The sequence below is a fragment of the Sorangiineae bacterium MSr11954 genome, assembly GCA_037157815.1.
GTDB lineage: Bacteria > Myxococcota_A > Polyangia > Polyangiales > Polyangiaceae > Pendulispora > Pendulispora albinea.
In genome coordinates, this window is record CP089984.1 from 1,412,338 (window position 1) to 1,431,159 (window position 18,822).

The 18,822-nt window shown below is 68.4% G+C and carries 15 protein-coding genes; 14 read left to right on the forward strand and 1 reads right to left on the reverse strand.

All coding sequences use genetic code 11. The annotated features are described in order from the left end of the window. The first annotated feature begins 765 nt into the window (after positions 1–765). From mraZ to LZC94_05810, 12 genes are all read left to right on the forward strand, one after another. Positions 766–1,209, forward strand: coding sequence for a division/cell wall cluster transcriptional repressor MraZ (gene mraZ / locus LZC94_05755; protein ID WXB16780.1), 444 nt, complete (start codon positions 766–768; stop codon positions 1,207–1,209). Between the two features lie 152 nt (positions 1,210–1,361). Continuing rightward, complete coding sequence (gene rsmH, locus LZC94_05760) at positions 1,362–2,291, forward strand: 16S rRNA (cytosine(1402)-N(4))-methyltransferase RsmH (protein ID WXB20350.1); 930 nt, start codon at positions 1,362–1,364, stop codon at positions 2,289–2,291. Further along, on the forward strand, positions 2,288–2,713 hold the full coding sequence (locus LZC94_05765; GenBank protein WXB16781.1) for a hypothetical protein: 426 nt from the start codon (positions 2,288–2,290) through the stop codon (positions 2,711–2,713). The genes rsmH and LZC94_05765 overlap by 4 nt, the downstream gene beginning before the upstream one ends. A 41-nt stretch (positions 2,714–2,754) precedes the next feature. Beyond that, entirely contained in the window at positions 2,755–4,863 is a 2,109-nt protein-coding gene (locus tag LZC94_05770) for a transpeptidase family protein (GenBank protein ID WXB16782.1), read from the forward strand. After that, positions 4,860–6,452, forward strand: a complete 1,593-nt coding sequence (locus LZC94_05775; GenBank protein ID WXB16783.1) for a UDP-N-acetylmuramoyl-L-alanyl-D-glutamate--2,6-diaminopimelate ligase — start codon at positions 4,860–4,862, stop codon at positions 6,450–6,452. The genes LZC94_05770 and LZC94_05775 overlap by 4 nt, the downstream gene beginning before the upstream one ends. Before the next feature lie 2 nt (positions 6,453–6,454). Then, on the forward strand, positions 6,455–8,029 hold the full coding sequence (locus LZC94_05780; GenBank protein WXB16784.1) for a UDP-N-acetylmuramoyl-tripeptide--D-alanyl-D-alanine ligase: 1,575 nt from the start codon (positions 6,455–6,457) through the stop codon (positions 8,027–8,029). After that, positions 8,026–9,174, forward strand: a complete 1,149-nt coding sequence (gene mraY, locus LZC94_05785; protein WXB16785.1) for a phospho-N-acetylmuramoyl-pentapeptide-transferase — start codon at positions 8,026–8,028, stop codon at positions 9,172–9,174. The genes LZC94_05780 and mraY overlap by 4 nt, the downstream gene beginning before the upstream one ends. Positions 9,175–9,184: 10 nt before the next feature. Beyond that, positions 9,185–10,558, forward strand: coding sequence for a UDP-N-acetylmuramoyl-L-alanine--D-glutamate ligase (gene murD / locus LZC94_05790; GenBank protein ID WXB16786.1), 1,374 nt, complete (start codon positions 9,185–9,187; stop codon positions 10,556–10,558). Continuing rightward, complete coding sequence (ftsW, locus tag LZC94_05795) at positions 10,555–11,775, forward strand: putative lipid II flippase FtsW (GenBank protein WXB16787.1); 1,221 nt, start codon at positions 10,555–10,557, stop codon at positions 11,773–11,775. The genes murD and ftsW overlap by 4 nt, the downstream gene beginning before the upstream one ends. Then, a complete protein-coding gene (gene murG, locus LZC94_05800; GenBank protein WXB16788.1) occupies positions 11,765–12,997 on the forward strand; it encodes an undecaprenyldiphospho-muramoylpentapeptide beta-N-acetylglucosaminyltransferase in 1,233 nt (410 codons plus the stop codon). Before ftsW ends, murG begins: the two co-directional genes overlap by 11 nt. A gap of 3 nt (positions 12,998–13,000) precedes the next feature. Further along, positions 13,001–14,422, forward strand: a complete 1,422-nt coding sequence (gene murC / locus LZC94_05805) for a UDP-N-acetylmuramate--L-alanine ligase (GenBank protein WXB16789.1) — start codon at positions 13,001–13,003, stop codon at positions 14,420–14,422. Positions 14,423–14,480: 58 nt separating this feature from the next. Then, positions 14,481–15,425, forward strand: coding sequence for an FtsQ-type POTRA domain-containing protein (locus LZC94_05810; GenBank protein WXB16790.1), 945 nt, complete (start codon positions 14,481–14,483; stop codon positions 15,423–15,425). A gap of 21 nt (positions 15,426–15,446) precedes the next feature. Here LZC94_05810 and LZC94_05815 read toward each other — a convergent pair whose 3' ends face one another. Further along, positions 15,447–15,854 carry a hypothetical protein gene (locus LZC94_05815; GenBank protein WXB16791.1) on the reverse strand — a complete coding sequence of 136 codons (408 nt, stop codon included), beginning with the start codon at positions 15,852–15,854 and terminating at the stop codon, positions 15,447–15,449. A gap of 147 nt (positions 15,855–16,001) precedes the next feature. Here LZC94_05815 and ftsA point away from each other — a divergent pair, with 147 nt between their 5' ends. Together ftsA and ftsZ are read left to right on the forward strand one after the other, a co-directional pair. Continuing rightward, entirely contained in the window at positions 16,002–17,306 is a 1,305-nt protein-coding gene (gene ftsA, locus LZC94_05820; protein ID WXB16792.1) for a cell division protein FtsA, read from the forward strand. A 190-nt stretch (positions 17,307–17,496) separates the two neighbouring features. Continuing rightward, entirely contained in the window at positions 17,497–18,810 is a 1,314-nt protein-coding gene (gene ftsZ, locus LZC94_05825; protein WXB16793.1) for a cell division protein FtsZ, read from the forward strand. The last annotated feature ends 12 nt before the right edge of the window (positions 18,811–18,822 follow it).

Here is an 18,822-nt window from a genome sequence, read left to right on the forward strand (position 1 = left end):
GATGCTTCGTCGCGTGGAAGGCGAGCTGCTTCGGCGATGGCACGAGGTGCGCTTTCGGCGCGATTCCTCGATTGTTCGTAAATTTCGAACGGGTTCGAGGAAGGCACGGTGCGCCTTGGTCGCGATGCTTCGTCGTGTGGAAGGCGAGCTGCTTCGGCGCCTGGCACGAGGTGCGCTTTCGGCGCGATTCCTCGATTGTTCGTAAATTTCGAACGGGGTTCGAGGAAGGCACGGTGCGCCTTGGTCGCGATGCTTCGTCGTGTGGAAGGCGAGCTGCTCGGCGACGGCACGAGGTGCGCCTTCGGGTGGCGGCTCGTTTCGTTTGGGACATGCGCGATGCGCGGTGATGTCGCGCCCGCGTGACACGGGCTGTGTGCGGACGAATTGGCGTTCATGCGCGCGGCGCGCGTTGGTGTGCCGCGTGCGCCGTTTGTGTCCATGTCGCGACGTGAGCGCGTGCCGTCGCGACCATCGCGCATGGTTGCGTTCGTGCGCTGCCGCGAGCGTGCATCGTTACAGTCTCGGCGAAGTCACAAGTTCTCCAGATGAAGTCACAAGTTATCCACAACCTGTGGACTGTTCATCTGTCCATCGACCGTACGGAGGACCCGTTAAGCCCGTGTGAAACTGGAGCTCAACATGCGGTGATTTATTGACAGTCCGGCGTCGTCTCCATACGGTGGCGTTTGCACGTGGGAAGAAGTGGCAAGAAGTGCCAAGCCTTCCCTCTCCTCGTCCAAGGGTGATCGTTTTGAGGCGCGCCGGATGTTTCGCGGTCGTTATGAGCACAGCATCGACGCGAAGGGTCGAACGAGCCTTCCGGCTCGGTACCGCGATCACCTCGCTGCGCTCGGAGAGCGACGCATCGTGCTGACCAGCGCGCTCGATCCCTGCTTGGTCGCCTATGCGATGCCGGAGTGGACGGCCTTCGAGGAGAAGATTTCGAAGCTGCCGCAGTTCGACCGCGCGGTTCAAAAATTGAAGCGCATTTATGTGTCGGGCGCGGTCGAGTGCGAGGTCGACGATTCGGGCCGCATTTTGGTGCCGCCCACCTTGCGCGAGCACGCCTCGCTCCAGAAGGACGTGCTCTGGGCCGGTGCGGGCAAGTACGCGGAACTTTGGGACAAGGCCGCGTGGAAGCAGGCGTTCGAAACCACCGAAGACGAGCGGCGCGATATCAGCGCGCGGCTCGCGGAGCTCGGGCTATGAGCGGTCCCGGCCGAGCTGGAATCGGCGCTGGCGCCGAAACGATCGATCCGCAACTCTCACTCCCGGGGCTGGTCGAGCAGAACGTCGAGTGGGTTTGGGCGGAGGACGAAGGAGAGGTCAACGTCGTGGAACACTTCGTCCATGCCACCGTCATGCGTGACGAAGTGGCGCAGGTCCTCGCCCCCCGCAACGGTGGCATTTACGTGGACGTCACCCTTGGCGGCGGCGGCCATGCGGAGGCCATCCTCGAGGGCGCGCCCGGCGCCCGGGTGATCGGCTTCGATCGCGACCCCGAAGCCATTCGCGCCACGGAGACCCGCTTGGAGCGTTTCGAGGACCGCATCGAGATCGTGCGCTCCAATTTCGGCCGGGTGCGCGAGGAGCTCGAGGCCATGGGGCTCGCCCGGGTCGATGGGGTGTGCGCCGATCTGGGGGTGAGCTCGCCCCAGCTGGACGATCCCCTGCGAGGGATGAGCTTCCGCAGCGAAGGCCCGCTCGACATGCGGATGGATCCCGAGGACGAGGAGACGGCGCTCGATCTCATCGCGCGCCTCAAAGACGACGAGCTGGCCGACGTGATCTACCGCTACGGCGACGAACGGCGCTCGCGTCGCATCGCCCGCAGCATCAAGCGCGCGCTCGACGAAGGGGATCTGGCGACCACCCTCGATCTGCGCCGCGCGATCGTTCGGGCGGTGGGCCCGGTGCGCGTGGGCGGGGTCGACCCGGCGACGCGAACGTTTCAAGCGCTGCGCATCGCCGTCAACCGCGAGCTCGACGAGCTGTCCGAGCTCTTGGCCTCGCTGAGCGAGCTTCTCGTTCCGGGCGGGGTGGCGGCGGTCATCAGCTTCCATTCGTTGGAAGATCGCCTGGTGAAGAAGGCGTTCTCGGTACGGGATGCTTGGGAGCCCATCTGGAAGAAGCCGCTCATGGCCAGCGAGGAAGAGCGCGCCGCCAACCCGCGCGCGCGAAGCGCCAAGCTTCGCGCCGCGCGCCGCATTTCCCCGGCTGCGGGTGGACCCGTGAGCAGGAGCCGCCCGGCGGGCGAGGGGGGGCCGACCTCCGAGGAGGTGGCGCGGTGACCTTCGCCACGATCGTTGCAGCGCTCACCGGGCGCGATGCGCGCGGCGCCTCGCCAAAGCAGCGGGTGGCGGCTTTCGTCACCGTGTGGACCCTCGCCATCGTGGCGACCGTGCTGGCGTTCATCCTGCATCTCGCGCTGCGCGGCCGCACCGTGGCCCTGGGCTACGAGCTGGGTCGCGCGCGGGCCGAGCAGGCGCGCCTGCGCGAGGTCAAACGCGTGCTCGAGGTGGAGGCGGCCAGCTACAAAACGCCGGAGCGCGTGGACATCGTGGCTCGGACCTTGCTCGGCATGGAGCCCCCCACCGCGGATCGCATGATCGTGCTCCCCGCGTTGCAGGAGCGGGCACCCTCTTCCACGCCCAATAACGGCGGCGCCGATGCCGGGGCATCCGGCCCGGGGACGGTCGTGGCCAGCGAATGAAGAACCTCGATCCCGCACGCGCACGTTGGATTCGCCGACGCATGGGGATGCTGGTCGGCCTGATCGGCCTCGCCCTGGGCGGTTTGGTCGCAGGCGCCTACCGCGTGCAGGTCGAAGACGGACCGCTCTGGAAAGAAATGGCGGAAAAGCAGCGCCAACGCCGCCTTCACATCGAGCCCAAGCGCGGCACCATCTACGACCGCAACGGGACGGCGTTGGCCGTGAGCGTCGAGGTGCCGAGCCTCAGCGCCGACGTGGTGGAGATGCTGCGCGGCGTGGAGGCGCCCGACGCACAAGACGCCGCCTTGCGCGACATCTCCTCCCGCCTGGCCGCGGGGCTGAACCTCAAGGCCGACGAGCTGTATGCCAAGCTGCTTCCCAAGAAGCGCTTCACCTGGATCAAGCGGCGCATCACCGGCGACGAGGCGGCCTTCATCCGCGAGCTGGGCGACGCCAAGCGGCAATCGCACCCGGTGCGCGGGCTCAACATCGAGGGGGAAGGGCATCGTTATTACCCGGGCCGCGAGGTCGCCGGGCCCATGCTCGGCTTCGTAGCCCCCGACGGCTTTGGCAAAGAGGGCATCGAGCTGAGCATCGACGAAGAGCTTCGCGGGCGCACGGAGGAGGTCAGCGGCCTGCGCGATCGCAGCGGACGCCTTCTCTTCTCGAACGGCGCCAAAGGTGGCGACGCCCTCACCGGTCGCGACGTGCACCTCACCATCGACGAGGGCATCCAGCACGTGGCCGAGCGCGAGCTGGGCGCCGCGCAGGGAACGTACGAGACCAAGGGCGGCGCGCTGGTGGCCGTGGATCCCAACACGGGCGAGATCCTCGCGCTGGCATCGACCCCCGGCTACAACCCCAACGACTACGGCGAGTCCGAGGGTGACGCACGGCGCAATCGCGCGGTCACCGATCGGTTCGAGCCGGGCTCCGTCATGAAGGTTTTCACCATCGCTGGAGCGCTGGCGGCGGGAACCTTGAAGCCCACCGAGTCCATCTACTGCGAGCACGGCTCGTTGAAGATCGGGCCGGTCACCATCCACGACACCCATCAGAACGACTGGCTCACCCCCACGCAAATCATGGCGAAGAGCTCCAACATCGGCGCCGCCAAGATCGCGTTCAACATGGGCGAGGCGGGCCTTTATTCGACGTATCGGCGCTTTGGCTTTGGCGAGCCGACCGGCTTGCCGCTGCCCGGCGAGGCCTCGGGCGTGCTCCGACCGCGCGGCCGGCCGTGGTTCGAGGTGGAAACCGCCAACGCCTCGTTCGGTCAGGGCGTGAGCACCACCACGGTTCAATTGGCCATGGCCATGGCCGCCATCGCCAACGGCGGACGCTTGCTCGAGCCCGTGCTCGTTCGAAAAGTGACGGATGCGCGCGGTGAGCTGGTGCGCGAGGGGGTTACCCACGTCCGGCGGGAGGTGATACCTCCCGGGGTCGCACGTATGATCACCGAGATGTTGACCGCGGTAACCGAAGACGGCGGAACCGGCGAAGAAGCGAGCATCGCCGGGTTCCGCGTGGCCGGAAAGACGTCGACCGCGCAGAAGGTCGACCCGGCCACCGGCAAAATGTCGATGCAGCTGTTCACCTCTTCGTTCGTCGGCTTCGTCCCCGCCGATCGGCCGCGCCTGGTGATTGCCATCATGCTCGACGAGCCGATCCTCGGGCACCTGGGCGGCTCGCTGGCCGGCCCCGTCTTCCGCCGTACCGCCGAAGCAGCGCTACGCTATCTGGGCGTGACCCCTAACTCCGCCAGCGCCAAGCTGACCAATGTGAGCCGCGAAGGCGATCCGGCCGACACCTTCATGGCCGCAATGAAGGCCGGTGCCGCCGGCGCCTCCAACCCGCCCGGCGCGTCCGGCGCCGCCAACGCGTCCGGCGCCCCGCAAGGCGATCCCGCCGCTCCAGGCGGGGGAGCCGCCCCCGAACCCGCGGTCCCCACGATCCCGAATGGCGCCATTCCGGTGCGCGTCCCCGACACGACGGGTATGGCCGCGCGCGACGCCGTCAAGTCGATGCTCGCCGCGGGGCTCGTTCCACAAATCGAGGGCCATGGGCGCATGATTCGCCAAAGCCCGGCGCCCGGCGTCACGGCGGCCAAGGGGAGCGCGGTTCGTTTGGTGTTCGAGCCGGCCTCATGATCCCGGTGCACGATCGCTCGGACGAAGGCTTGCGCCTCGCCGAAATGGCCCGCGAAATCCCTGGGCAGGTCGACATCGTCGGCGATCCCGAGGTGCGCGTCTACGGCGTGCGCCATGACTCGCGCCGGGTCGAGCCGGGGGATCTCTTCGTGGCGCGCCACGGTGCGCACGCCGACGGCACCCGCTTCATCCCGCAGGCCGAAGAGCGCGGCGCCGCCGCCATCATGGTCGAGCGCAGGCACGTGGACGCGGACGCGGGCAGCATCGCCAATGTCCCGCACATCCTCGTCGACGATGCGGCCGACGCCTTGGCCTTCGCCTCCGCCGCCGTGTACGGCCACCCCACGTTTACCCTCGACGTCGTCGGCATCACGGGCACCAACGGCAAGACCACCACGAGCCACCTCGTTCGCGCGGCCATCGACGGCGTCTGCGGCCGGGAGGGGCAGCCCGCCTGCGGCATGATCGGCACCGTGGGGCACATCTTCGGCGACACCAAAATCGTGGCGGAGCACACCACCCCCGAGGCCGACGAGCTGGCGCGCGTCATGGCCGGGATGCGCCGGATGGGGGCGACCTATGTGGCGATGGAGGTCTCGTCGGTGGCGCTCTCCCTCGGCCGCGTCCGCGCGGTGCGCTTTCGCGTGGCCGCCTTCACCAACTTTACGCAGGATCACCTCGACTTTCACGGGACGATGGAGGCGTACGCCGCCGCCAAAGAGAGCCTGTTTCTCGAAATGGGCCCCGGCAGCGCCGTCGTGCACGTGGACGATCCGCTCGGCCAACGCATCGCCCAGAAGGTCCGCGCGCCGCTCTTGCGCGTGAGCGCCCGCGCGGACGCCACCGTGCACGAGGCGGAGATCGCGCCGCTCGAGGCCACCCTCTCCGCGCGCGGCATCGACGCGCTCCTTCGCACCCCGCGCGGGACGCACCGGGTGCGCTCGCGGCTGGTCGGGCGCCACAACCTGGAGAACATCGTGGTCGCCGTGGGCGTTGCCTGCGCGCTGCAGCTCGACATGGAGCGCGCGTGCGCCGCCATCGGCGAGGAGTGCGGCGTCCCCGGCCGCCTGGAGCGCTGCGACGGCGAGGCCGACGATGTAACTGTGCTCGTCGACTACGCGCACACCCCCGACGCCCTTGCCCGCGTGCTGGAGAGCGTGCGCGTGGTCAGCCAGGGCCGCCGGCTTCTGTGCGTCTTTGGCTGCGGCGGCGATCGCGATCCGGTCAAACGCGGACCCATGGGCAAAGCCGCCGCCGAGGGCTCGGACGTGCCCATCATCACCAGCGACAACCCGCGCACCGAGGATCCGGCGGACATCGCCCGCCCGGTCGAGGACGCGGTGCGCGCCACCGGCCTCGCCCGCGCCGAGAATTTGCACGCGATCGGGGAGGGGGCGCGCGGCTACCTGGTGGAGCTGGATCGCGCGGTGGCCATTCGCGCCGCGGTGCTGGGGGCCCGCCCGGGCGACATCGTGATCATCGCCGGCAAAGGGCACGAAGATTACCAGGTGATCGGGACCGAAAAGCGCCCCTTCGACGATCGCATCGAGGCGCGCCGAGCTCTCGCCGAACGGCGCGGAGGTGTGTGATCGTGGCTACGCCCATTCCGAAGAATCGGATCGCGCGAACCAGCTCGGCGATCGCCGCCGCGACGGGCGGCACCCTCGTTCGAGGTGACGGCGCGCGCGCCCACACGAGCATCACCACCGATAGCCGCGAGGTCGCCCAGGGCGGGATGTTCCTCGCGCTGCGCGGCGAGAACTTCGACGGTCACGCGTTCGTCGCCGCCGCGGCACGGGCCGGTGCGACCTTGCTGATCGTGGAGCGCGCCGCGCGGGTCCTGGAGAGCGCCGAAGCGGCGGCGATCGCCGATGCGGACGTGGTCGAGGTCGACGACACCTTGGTGGCCTGGGGCGCCCTTGCGCGCGATCACCTGCAGCGCTGGCGCGCGGCCACCTCGGGAAAGCTCGTGGCCATCACGGGCAGCGCGGGCAAGACCACGACCAAAGCGCTCCTGGCCGCCCTCCTCGGCGAAATGGGCGAGACCTTGGCCACGGTTGGAAACCTCAACAACCGCATCGGCGTCCCCGCGACCCTCTTTTGCGTCGAGCCGCACCATCGCTTCGTCGCCCTCGAAGTCGGCACCAGCGTGCCCGGTGAAATCGCGGCGCTCGGCGCGATCTCCGCGCCCGATGCGGCCATCCTCACCAATGTGGGCCTCGCCCACGCCGAGCACCTCGGCGGCACCCGCGCCGATGTAGGCCGCGAAAAAGGCGCCCTCTACGCGGCCCTGCCGGAAGATGGTTGCGCCGTGGTCAACCTCGACGACGACGAAGTCCTTCGCCAAGCAAGCCGCTCGCGCGCGCGCACCACCGTGCACTTCGGCCGGGCGGAGGGCGCCGGCTACCGCCTCTTGCAGCGCCGCCGCCCCACGGAGACCGGCGCGCGCCTGGTCTTCACCCGCCCCGCGGGCGAGCACCTCGAGCTCGACTTTCCGCTCGCCGGCGAGGCGGCCGCCATCGACTTCCTCGCCGCGCTGGCCGCCGCGGAGTTCCTCGCCGGCCGCCCGCTCGAGCCCGACGTGCTCGCCCGCGCCCTCGGCAAGCTGGCGCCCGTGGCCGGGCGCGCCCAGATTCATCTGCTCCCATCGGGGACCACCGTCATCGACGACAGCTACAACGCGAACCCCTCGAGCATGATGGCCGCGCTCGATCTGGCCTCGGAGCTCGCGCGCCCGGCGGCCACCGCGCGCTCGGGCCCCGCGCGCCGCCGCATCGTCGCCGTGCTCGGCGAAATGCGCGAGCTCGGAAGCGCCTCGTACGAGGCCCACGCGGAGCTCGGCGATCACCTCGCCCGCGTCCGGGTCGACCTGGCCATCGGCTGCGGGGGCGCCATCGACCTCACCTTGGCGCGCGCCTCCCAAGCCGGGGTGGTCGTTCTCCCGGGCGCCAACACCGACGAGGCCCTGGCGCTCGCCCGCGCGCACATCGAGGTGGGCGACGTCGTCCTCGTCAAAGGCTCGCGCGGTGTGCGCACCGAGCGGGTGGTCGCAGGCCTGCTCGCCGGCGGCGACGCGAAGGCGTCGAAGAAGCCCGAAAAGCCAGAAAAGCCAGAAAAGCCAGAAAAGCAAGAGAAGGCAGCGAAGGCGGAGAAGAAGACGCCGTGATCCTCGAATTTCTCTTCCCCCTGCGCCACGACGCCCCCTGGCTCTCCTGGCTCAACGTCCTTCGCTACGTTCCGTTCCGCATCATCGCGGCCGCGGCCTCGGCCATGTTCATCTCGTTCTTCCTCTCCCCGTGGTTCATCCGGGAGCTGCAGCGGAAGCAAATCGGCCAGGTCGTGCGCGCCGATGGCCCCGAGAGCCACCATGTGAAGTCCGGCACGCCCACCATGGGCGGCGCCCTCATTCTTCTATCGGTGCTCCTGCCCACCATCCTCTGGTGCGACTTGAGCAACGTCTTCGTCTGGGCCACCACCGCGGTCACCGCCGGCTACGGCGTCATCGGCTACCTCGACGACTACCTCAAGATCAAAGCGAAGAACTCCCGCGGCGTTCCCGGTCGCTACAAAATGCTGGGTCAGCTTTTGATCGCGGGCGCGGTCATGACCTACGTCTTCTTCGCCGAGCGCCATGTGCCCCCGGATTGGTGGGAGATCCGCACCCGGCTGGCGGTGCCGTTCGTGGCCTTTGCCAAGCACCCGATCACCCTCCCCATCGCCCTCTACATCCCGTTCGCCGTTCTGGTGGTGGTCGCCATGTCGAACGCCGTGAACCTCACGGACGGCCTCGATGGATTGGCCATCGGCCCGGTCATCATCAACGGCGCGACCTACCTGCTCTGGTGCTATTTGGCGGGCGCCACCTTCGGTATCGCCAATGTCTCGCAGCGCTTCATCGTGGCGCGCTACCTCGATATCCCGGGCATCGCCAGCGTGGGCGAATTGTCGGTTTATTGCGGTGCCGTGGTCGGGGCTGGTATTGGATTCCTTTGGTACAACACCTATCCGGCCCAGGTGTTCATGGGCGACGTGGGCTCGCTCGCCTTGGGCGGCGGTCTGGGCATGTGCGCCGTCTTCACCAAGAACGAGCTCCTCTCGATCATTCTCGGGGGAATCTTCTTCTTGGAGGCGGTGAGCGTCATCGTGCAGGTCACGAGTTTTCGCCTCACTGGAAAGCGCATCTTTCTGATGGCGCCCATCCACCACCACTACGAAAAGAAGGGGTGGCCAGAGCCAAAGATCATCGTGCGGTTCTGGATCATTTCCATTTTGCTCGCGCTTATTTCGCTTTCCAGCCTGAAGCTGCGATAACTCGTTCGCTGTGCTCGATTTATCCGGAAAGCATGTCGCCATCTTGGGATTGGGGGTGAGCGGTTGCGCCGCCGCCCGCCTTTGCCTCGCGCGCGGCGCGGGGGTCACCGCCTTCGACGCCAAGTCGTGGGAGCAGCTCTCGGACGATGCCCGGGGCCTCAAGACGAAAGGGGTCCGCGTCTTGGCCGGCGGCCACCCGTCCGCGGCGCTCAAGCACGTCGACCTGGTGGTCACGTCCCCGGGGTTTCCCTCGTTTCCCGAGCTCGAGAGCTCCGGGGTGCGCGTCATCGCCGAGATCGAGCTGGCGGTGCAGGCGCTTCCGCCGAGCATCCCCATCGTGGCCGTCGGCGGCACCAACGGCAAGAGCACCACCACCTCGCTCATCGGCGCCCTCTTCGAGGCCCACGGCAAGCACCCCTTCGTCGGCGGAAACTTCGGCGAGCCCGTGAGCGACTACGTGGGGCACCCGTTCGACGTGATGGTGCTGGAGGTGTCGAGCTTCCAGCTGGAGCGCCTGGAGACGTTCAAGCCCAAGGTGTCCATCCTCCTCAATGTCACCCCCGACCACCTCGATCGCTACCCCACCTTCGACGATTACGCCCACACCAAGGGCAACGCCTTCGAGCGCCAGACCGAGGGCGATCTGGCCGTGGTCCCCTTCGACGATGCCATTTGCGAGGCCCAAGCCCGTCGCGGCAAGGCCCCCGTCACCACCTTCGGACCCGGCGGCGACGTGGACGTCACCCCCGAGGCCATCGTCGACCGCGCCCTTGGCCATACGTACGCGCGCCGCGAAATGGCCTTGGTCGGGAGCCACAATGCGCTGAACATCGCGGCCGCCATCGCCGCCGTGCGCCCCTTTGGCGTCCCCGCGGAGGCCATCCGGAGCACCCTCCGAACCTTCCGCGGGCTGGCGCATCGCACGGCGTTCGTGGCCGATATCCACGGCGTGCGCGTGTACGACGACTCCAAAGGCACCAATGTCGGCGCCTCCGTCACGGCCTTGCGCGGTGTTCCCCAGGAAAAAGTGGTGCTCATCGCCGGCGGCCGCGAGAAGGGTGGGAGCTACGAGCCGTTGATCTCCGTGCTTCGCACCAAAGGCCGCGGCGTCGTGGTCCTCGGCGAGGCCGCGGGCACGATCGCCCGCGCGGTGGGCTCGCTCCTGCCCATTCGCCGCATCGCGACCTCTCCTGCCGAAGATGCGGACGAGCGCCTTGCCCGCACGATGGATGACGTGGTGCGCGCGGCCTTCGAGCTCGCGCAGCCGGGCGATGCGGTGCTCCTGTCGCCGGCCTGCTCGAGCCTGGACATGTTCCGCGACTACAAGCATCGCGGCGAGGCGTTCGTTTCGGCCGTGGAGCGATTTGCCAAGGAGCGACCATGAGCATGATCGTGGAGGCCGGCGCCCACCGCAGCGCATCACCCCCGGCCAACCTGCGCACGCGCATCCAAGCCCAGCTCGCGGCCCCGCTCGACGCCATCCCCAACGCCGTCAAGGCCTCGGGGCCGATGGATCCCGTGCTGGCCGCCGTGGTGGTGGCCCTCATCGGCTTTGGCGTCGTCATGGTCTACAGCGCCTCGGCGGTGCAGGCGACGGTCGACTACAAGAACCCGCAGTTCTTCTTGGCCAAGCAAGGCACGTACGCCATCGCATCCCTGGCCGTGCTCTTCGTGACCAGCCGCATCGACTACCACCGCCTTTACAAGCTCACCTACCCGGTGCTCGCCCTGGTCGGCATCCTACTGACCATGTGCGTCGTCGGCTTCGGACACCGCGGCGGCGGCGCGGCCCGCTGGCTCACCTTGGGGCCCGTGCACGTTCAGCCGGCGGAGATGGCCAAGCTCGCCCTGGTCACCTGGCTCGCCTACTCGCTCGCCAAGAAAGCCGACCGGGTGAAGACGTTCACGGTGGGCTTCCTGCCGCACCTGCTCATCTCCGGGTTGTTCATGCTCCTCTGCATGAAGCAGCCGGACTTCGGCAGCGCCGTGGTGCTCTTGCTCCTCACGTTCACCCTGCTCTTCGTGGCCGGGGCCAAGGTCGGCTACATCCTGGGCGCCTCGATCCTGGGCGCCTTGTTTGGCGTGGCCGCCATTCGATTCAGCCCCTACCGGTACGTTCGCTACCTGGCGTGGGAGAACATGGAGCAGCACCGGCAGGACCTGGCCTACCAGCCTTACCAGTCGGTCATGTCCTTTGGCTCCGGCGAAATGTGGGGCCTTGGGCTGGGCCGCGGCCTGCAGACCTTGTACTTGCCGGAAGCGCACACGGACTTCGTGGCGGCCATCGTGGGCGAAGAGCTGGGTTTCGTGGGCATCGCCGTGCTCTGCGCGGCTTATTTGCTGCTGGTCTTGCGGGGGATCCGGGCGGCGTTGCGGGCGCCCGACGACTACGGGGCTTATCTGGCGTTTGGCATCGCGGCCATGTTCGGCATCCAGGTGCTGGTGAATCTTTCGGTGGCGCTTGCCATCCTGCCGACCAAGGGCCTAGCGCTGCCGTTCGTGAGCTATGGTGGTTCCTCGCTTTTGGTGAATGCGGCGGCGGCGGGCATCCTGCTAAGCGTGTCGCGCCAAGGTGACCGAGGTGACCGAGATGCCGTCTGAGTCGTCCAATGCGCCCAAGCCCCGCATCGTCATCGCCGGCGGAGGAACGGGCGGACACGTGTTCCCAGGGTTTGCCATCGCCGCCGCCGCCAGCGAGCTCGCCGACGTGGAGGTGACCTTCGTGGGCACCGCGCGCGGTCTGGAGGCGCGCACGCCCATTCCAGCCGGGCACCGTCTGGAGCTGCTCGACGTGCAGCCCATCAAAGGCGGCGGCGTGACCCGCGCCCTTCGCGGCACGGGGGTGGCCGCCCGGGCCACCGTGCGTGCCCTCGCGCTCCTGCGCCGTCTTTCGCCGCGGGTGGTGCTCAGCGTGGGCGGCTACGCCTCGGGCCCGGTGGCCCTCGCGGCCGCGATGCGCGGCGTTCCGCTGGCCATCTTCGAGCCCAACGCGGCCATGGGGCTGGCGAACAAGGTGGTGGCCCCCTTCGCGCAGCGCGCGTATCTGGCGCTGGTCGAGTCGGAGGGCGGGCTGTTGAAGATCCCCACCACGGTGCGCTCGTCCAGCGTGCGCATCCTGGGCGTTCCGTTGCGCAAGGCCTTTCGTCCTTCGCCGTACCGTCCCTCGCCGTCGTTTCGGGTGCTGGTCCTCGGCGGTAGCCAAGGCGCCGCGGCCTTCAACGAGCGCATGCCGGAGGCGATCGCGCGGCTCTTGCAGACCACACAAGCGCTCCAGGGCAAGCTCGAGGTGCTCCACCAATCGGGCCGCGACCGCGAAACGGTGGTGCGAAACGCCTACGAGCGCGAGCGCGTCAGCTGCGCGACCGTGACGGAGTTCATCGAGGACACGGCGGAGGCCATCGCGCGGGCCGATGTCGTCGTGGGCCGCGCGGGCGCGGGCGCGGTGGCCGAGATCGCGGCCGTGGGGCGCGCGGCCATCCTCGTACCGTTTCCGTTTGCCGCCGACGATCACCAGGCGAAGAACGCGGCCGTCTTCGTGCGCGCGGGCGGCGGCATCACCATCCGCCAAGAGGCGGCCGACTCCGTGCGGCTCGCCGCCGAGCTCGCGCGCCTCTTCACCGACGAGGAGGGGCGGGTCGCGATGGCCGACGCCGCGCGCAGCTTCGGCCGGCCCGACGCCGCGCACAACGTGGCCGAGGACCTCCTGCGGCTGGCGCGCTTTCACGTGGAGGCGCACACCAAGCGCGTCGATGTGGTCACCAACGGCGCCGGGCACGGGCCGGGCACGAACGGCCACTACCGGCGCATCCCGGAGACGAGCTGATCCATGTTTCGCGGACGCGTACGGCGCATTCACTTCGTGGGCATCGGCGGCATCGGCATGAGCGGCCTCGCCGAGATCGTGCGGACCATGGAGTTCGAGGTCTCGGGCTCCGATCGCAAGCCGAACGAGATCACGCACCGCTTGGAGACCTTGGGGGTGACCTTCCGCGAGGGGCACGCGGCGGAGAACGTGGAGGGGGCCGACGTGGTGGTGTACTCGAGCGCCATCCGCTTCGACAACCCCGAGCTCACCCACGCCCGCGCGCTGGAAATTCCCATCATTTCCCGGGGCGAGCTCTTGGCGGAGCTGATGCGTGTAAAATACACGGTCGCCATCGCCGGCTCGCACGGCAAGACCACGACCACGTCGATGGTGGCCACGGTGCTGCGGGCGGCGGGCCTCGATCCCACGGTGGTGGTGGGCGGTAAGGTGAACGCGCTGGGCTCGAACGCGCGCCTCGGCGCGGGGGACTTGTTCGTGGCGGAGGCCGACGAGAGCGACGGCTCGTTCTTGCGTCTGGCGCCGACCATCGGGGTGGTGACCAACATCGACCCCGAGCACCTCGACCACTACGGCACCTTCGACAAGGTCAAGGCGGCGTTCGTGGAGTTCGCGAACCGCACCCCGTTCTACGGCCTGTCGGTGCTCTGCCTCGACCATCCGCACGTCCAAGAGGTGCTCCCCAGCATCTCGCGCCGGCACGTCACCTACGGCGTCTCGCGGCAGGCCGACTACCGGGCCAGCAATGTGCGCTACGAGGGCCTGGCGACCCGGTTCGAGTGCCAGCGGCGCGGGCAGCCGCTGGGGGAGTTCACGGTGCGGATGCCGGGGGCGCACAATGTCCTCAACGCGCTCGCCGTCATCGCGGTGGCCGACGAGCTGGAGATCCCGCTCGACGTCACCCGCGACGCCATCGCCTCGTTCCATGGTGTGCAGCGGCGCTTTACGGTGCTGGGCGTGCCGGAGGTGGTGAAGGACGATCGGCGCGGCGACGTGATGATCGTGGACGACTACGGGCACCACCCGGCTGAAATCGAGGCCACCCTCGACGCCGCGCAGCGCGGCTTCGATCGCCGGGTCGTCGTAGCCTTCCAGCCGCACCGCTACACGCGGACGCACGTCCTCTTCGAAGAGTTCACGCGGGCCTTCAACAAGGCGGACGTGCTCCTGGTCACCGAGGTCTACCCCGCGGGCGAATCGCCCATCGAGGGCGCCTCCGGCGAATCCTTGGCGCACGCCATCCGCGCCCACGGCCACCACGCCGTCCGCTACGTGGCGGACAAGAAGGACATGGCCGCCGAGCTCCGCGAGGTGATCGAGCCGGGCGATCTCGTCATCGCCCTGGGGGCGGGGGACATCAACGCGAGCGCGCGCGAGCTCTGCGCGATGCTTTCGGAGGGGAGTAGCGCCGGGAGGCCGGAGTGAGCCGAACGCCCGTGTCGAACCCGTTCTGCAGGAGGCCCACGACGGCCGGGAGGCCGGAGTGAACCCTACGAACCGGCGTGTGGGCAAGCCGCAGCTCTTGCCCGATGTGATGGACATGCACGCGCACGAGGAGGGCGGCGGCGAGGAAGGTGCGGCGCTGCCCTCGACCGGGGAGCCTGCGGGGCGCGGGGCAGGGGAGTCGCTCGGGGGAGCGGGGTCGCCCGCGGCGGCGGGGGGAAAGAGGGCGCCCGGGCCGGCGATGCGGGCCTTGCAGGCGGTGCTGGGATTTGCGCTGGTGGTCGGGGTGTCCGTCTCGGTCGCGTGGGCGGCGCGGCATTACGTGACCCACAGTCCGCGCTTTGCGGTGAGCGAAATCGAGGTTCGCGGGGCCAAGATGCGCCCGAGCGAGGCGCTGGCGGAGGAGGCGGGCATCGCCAAAGGGCAGAACGTCTTTTCGGTCGACCTCGACGAAGCGCGCGCGCGGCTCGGCAAAGATCCGTGGGTGCGCGAGGTCACCTTGGCGCGGCGTCTCCCCGGCACCGTGATCATCCAAGTCGCGGAGCGCGAGGCGGTGGCCATCGTGGCGCTGGGCGATCTCTACCTCGCCTCGCACACCGGCGAAATTTTCAAGCGCATCGAGCCGGGCGATCCCAGCGATCTTCCGATCATCACCGGCATCACCCCCGAGGCGGTCGCCGACGATCGCGACGGCGTGGCCCAGTCGATCCGGCGGGCCCTCGATCTCGCGGGCGACTACGAGCACGGCCCGCTCGCCCAGCGCGCGCGCCTGCAGGAGATTCACCTGGCGCGCGATGGCTCCACCACCCTCGTCGTCGGCGGAAAGAGCCCCATCCAGCTCTCCTTGGGCGAGCCTCCCTTCCGCAAAAAGCTCGATCAAGCCGTGCGCGTCATGGCCGAGCTCGACCGCCGGGGTGCCAAAGCCGAGGCCATCATGCTCGACAACGACACACGCCCCGATCGCGTGGTCGTGCGCATGCGGTAGCGCCCGCCCGGGAAACGTCGGTCAGCTGGCGAGCTTCTGTTCGAGGCGCTCCACGCGCTCTTCCAGGGCTGCGATCCGGGCTTGATTGTCGCGCGCCTCCATGTCGGCCCGAAGTCGCCGCACGTCTTCCTGCAGCTGTCGAATTTCTTTGGAGTGGTGCATCACGGCGGCCTCGAGCAGCTCGATGCGCTGTTCCACGCGGTCGAGCCTTTTCTCGATGCTGTCGAGTCTTTTCTCGATGGTGTCGAATCGCTTGTCCACGCCATCGAACCGCCTGTCGATGGCGTCGAACCGACGGTCGGACTCCTCCTTCCAGGAGGTCAACGCCTCAATCATCACCTTGTACTGCGAGCGCACTTCTTCCAAGAGCACGTTCGTGTAGTGCAGGGCCTCGTTCTTGGGGGTGCTCGAACGCTTGCGGGTGGCCATGATGGGAGCATCCCAGCATGCGTGGCAGAGGGCCGCAACGCACAACGAAACTTGCTCAAGAAAAGCGTGCCCGGCGGCTTTCCACATGGCCGGCAAGACCAAAAAATTTGGCCCAAACACCGGGTCCATGATGAAGCAACGGGTGTCATGAGCACCCCGCTTTCCAACGGAGAGATCGTCGTCGGCTTGGACGTTGGCACCACCAAGGTCTGCGCCGTCGTGGGCGAGGTGGCCGAGGACGGCATCACCATCCTCGGTGTTGGCTCCGTTCCTTGCCGCGGCCTTCGCAAAGGCATCGTCTCCAACATCGACTGGACCGTCCGGTCCATCAAGGACGCCATCGAGAGCGCCCAGACGATGGCCGGCGTGGAGATCCGCACGGTGTACGCCGGCGTCGCCGGCAGCCACATTCGCTCCCAAGTCTCCGACGGCGTGGCCGCCATCGCCGGCGGGGAGGTCACCCGCGCCGATGTCGAACGCGTGCTGGAAGGCGCCCGCGCCATCCCCGTCGACGCCGATCGCCAGATCCTCCATGTGCTGCCCCGCGAGTACTTGGTCGACACCCAGGACGGCATCCGCGATCCCATCGGGATGAGCGGCGTGCGGCTCGGCGTTAAGGTCAACCTGGTCACCGCCGCCACCACCTGCGTCCAAAACGTCATCCGCTGCGCCGAGCGCTGCAACCTCGCCGTGGCCGACGTGGTCCTCGAGCCGCTGGCCAGCGCCGAGTCGGTCTTGTCCGACGACGAAAAGGAAATCGGCGCCGCGGTCATCGACATCGGCGGCGGCACCACGGACATTTTGCTCTACGTCGACGGCGGCATCGCCCACACCAGCGTAATCCCGGTCGGCGGCAACAACATCACCAACGACATCGCCGCGGGACTGCGCACCCCCATGGCCGAGGCCGACCGACTCAAGCGCCTCTCCGGCTGCGCGCTGGGCCGCATGGTCGCCGACGACGAGGAAATCGAGGTCCCCGGCGTGGGCGGCCATCCGCCGCGCCGATGCCCGCGCCGCGTTCTTTCGGACATCATCGAGCCGCGCGTGGAGGAAATTTTCGCGGTGGTGCGCAAGCGCATCGAGGACACGGGGCTCATCGAGCAGCTCTCGGCCGGCGCCATCCTCACGGGCGGCGCGGTGCTCCTCGAGGGCATGGCGGAGTTCGCGGAGGAGATTTTGGGCATGCCGGTGCGCATCGGGCACCCCGTGGGCGTGCGCGGCCTCACCCAGCTCATCGCCGGACCGCAGTATGCGACCGGCGTGGGGCTGGTGAAGTACGGGGCGCAGATCATGAGCGAGGCCCAGGCCCGCGAGGCGGCCCCGCCGGCGCAGTCGATGATCCGCGTGCAGTCCAGCGCGTCGGGCAAGATCCCCAAGGACGCCGCGGTGATGACCTTGCCGAGGGCGGAGAAGTCCAAGCTCTGGGAGTGGATCAAGCAGGCTTTTTAGCGGCCTGAATGAACAAATAAGCATCAGGAATTTGCAACGATTCGGAATCATTTCTTAGATTGAAAAAATCAGGACTCCGGCGGTGGCCGAGAAGAGGCGCTCGACACCGCACACGGACGGAATTACCGCTTGGGGCCGCGTATGGCCCACGGATGACGTCCCCCACGAGCGGGGACCCGGGAGGACGGCGATGAGTTTCTCGATCGAGTTCGCGGACGAGCAGCAGGAATACCAAGCGCGCATCAAGGTGATCGGCTGCGGCGGCTCCGGCGGGAACGCGGTCAACACCATGATCAACTTCGGCCTGGAAGGGGTCGAGTTCATCGTGGTCAACACCGACGCGCAGGCACTCAATGCCAATTTCGCGCCGACCAAGTTGAATATCGGCGGCAATGTCACCAAGGGCCTGGGCGCAGGCGCCGATCCCGAGCGCGGGCGCAAAGCCGCGCTGGAGGACGTGCAGCGCATCAAGGAGCTCATCAGCGGCGCCGACATGGTGTTCGTGACCGCCGGTATGGGCGGCGGCACCGGCACGGGCGCGGCCCCGGTCATCGCGCAGCTGGCGCGCGAAGAGGGCGCCCTCACCGTGGGCGTGGTGACCAAGCCGTTCATCTTCGAAGGCCGCCAGCGCGCCCGCCGCGCCGAGGTAGGGCTCTCGGCGCTGGCCGAGCACGTCGATACCTTGATTACGATCCCCAATCAGAAGCTGCTCCTGCTCGGCGACGACGATCTCACCTTCGTCGACGCGTTCCGCAAGGCGGACGAGGTCCTGTACCAAGCGGTCAAAGGCATCAGCGACTTGATCACGCAGAACGGCATCGTCAATGTCGACTTCGCCGACGTGAAGACGGTGATGAGCGAGCGCGGTCGCGCGCTGATGGGGAGCGGCGTGGCCAAGGGCCAGAACCGCGCGCGCATGGCGGCCGAAATGGCCATCACCTCGCCGCTGCTCGACGATATCTCGGTCGAGGGCGCGACCGGCATCCTCATCAACATCGTGGGCGGTCCGGATCTGAAGATGCGCGAGATCCAGGAGGCCGCCTCGCTGGTGCAGGAGCAGGCGCACGAGGACGCCAACATCATCTTCGGCTCCAGCATCGACGAATCCCTGGGCGAGAACGTCAAGGTCACGGTCATCGCCACCGGCTTCGACGTGGCCGATCGCGCGCTGCTCCAGGAGGCCGCCGCCCGCGGCCAAGTGGCCCCCCAGCCGATCCCGGCCCACCAGCTCCGCGGCGACTCGAGCTACACCTCCTCGCGCGCGCCGGCCTACCCCGGCATGCGCCCGCAGGCCCCCACCTATCAGCCCGAGCACCACGTGCCGGCCGTGGCCCGCCGCAGCGCCCCCCCGTCGTACCAACAGGCATCCGCCCCGCCGCAAGGCCGCCTTCCGCTGCGCGAAACGCAGGAGCGCGCGCCCGTCCGCAGCGAGCGCGCCTCGAGCTTCCCCAACTTCGAGACGGACTGGGACGTCCCCGCCTTCCAGCGCAAACACGGCGGTTGACCTCGGGCCCGC

Coding starts and splice junctions, on each gene's coding strand:
- mraZ (WXB16780.1), top strand. CDS start 766: ATGTTTCGCGGTCGTTATGAGCACAGCATCGACGCGAAGGGTCGAACG.
- rsmH (WXB20350.1), top strand. CDS start 1,362: ATGCGTGACGAAGTGGCGCAGGTCCTCGCCCCCCGCAACGGTGGCATT.
- LZC94_05770 (WXB16782.1), top strand. CDS start 2,755: ATGGGGATGCTGGTCGGCCTGATCGGCCTCGCCCTGGGCGGTTTGGTC.
- LZC94_05775 (WXB16783.1), top strand. CDS start 4,860: ATGATCCCGGTGCACGATCGCTCGGACGAAGGCTTGCGCCTCGCCGAA.
- ftsW (WXB16787.1), top strand. CDS start 10,555: ATGAGCATGATCGTGGAGGCCGGCGCCCACCGCAGCGCATCACCCCCG.
- murG (WXB16788.1), top strand. CDS start 11,765: ATGCCGTCTGAGTCGTCCAATGCGCCCAAGCCCCGCATCGTCATCGCC.
- murC (WXB16789.1), top strand. CDS start 13,001: ATGTTTCGCGGACGCGTACGGCGCATTCACTTCGTGGGCATCGGCGGC.
- LZC94_05815 (WXB16791.1), bottom strand. CDS start 15,854: ATGGCCACCCGCAAGCGTTCGAGCACCCCCAAGAACGAGGCCCTGCAC.
- ftsA (WXB16792.1), top strand. CDS start 16,002: ATGAGCACCCCGCTTTCCAACGGAGAGATCGTCGTCGGCTTGGACGTT.
- ftsZ (WXB16793.1), top strand. CDS start 17,497: ATGAGTTTCTCGATCGAGTTCGCGGACGAGCAGCAGGAATACCAAGCG.